This is a genomic window from Streptosporangium carneum (assembly GCF_027922005.1).
GTDB lineage: Bacteria > Actinomycetota > Actinomycetes > Streptosporangiales > Streptosporangiaceae > Streptosporangium > Streptosporangium carneum.
This window is the reverse complement of record NZ_BSEV01000137.1, coordinates 1-553: the sequence shown is the minus strand read 5'-3', so window position 1 is coordinate 553 and position 553 is coordinate 1. Positions and strand designations below refer to the sequence as shown.

The 553-nt window shown below is 64.9% G+C and carries 1 protein-coding gene; it reads left to right on the top strand.

Annotation, left to right across the window (positions count from 1 at the left end):
* A partial coding sequence (locus PKF00_RS45030) for a PAS domain-containing protein (protein ID WP_271223787.1) occupies positions 1-553 on the top strand: 553 nt, incomplete at both ends.

Here is a 553-nt window from a genome sequence, read left to right as displayed (position 1 = left end):
AGATCTATGTCTCGCCACGCGGCCGTGAATTGCTGGGCTATCAGAGCCGCGAGCACACCTCGGTCTCCGACCAGTTTCTCTCGCTGGTCCACCGGGACGACACGCCGCGCTTCCAATCGGCCCTCAATGCACATTTCAAGACCGGCCGCCCCTTCGACCTGTCGGTGCGCCTGCGCATCGTTGGTGGTCAACATCGCTGGTTCCGCATCCGCGGCGAAGCCGTGCGCACGCCGGACGGCGATCCGGTGCGCATGGTGGGCGCCATGACCGACATCCACGATCTCGTGGAAGCGCGCCAGCAGGCGACAGAAGCCAGCCGGGCGAAGTCGAAATTCCTGGCGACGATGAGCCACGAGGTCCGCACGCCGATGGACGCCATTCTGGGCATGTCCAGCCTGCTCCCGAGCACCGATCTGGAGCCGTCACAGCGCGAGATGGTCAGCCTGATCGAGGCCTCGGGCCAGGCGCTGCTGGGCATCCTCAACGATATTCTCGATCTGGCCAATATCGAGTCCGGCCGCTTCGAGGTCGAGACGACCGACTTCAACCCGGC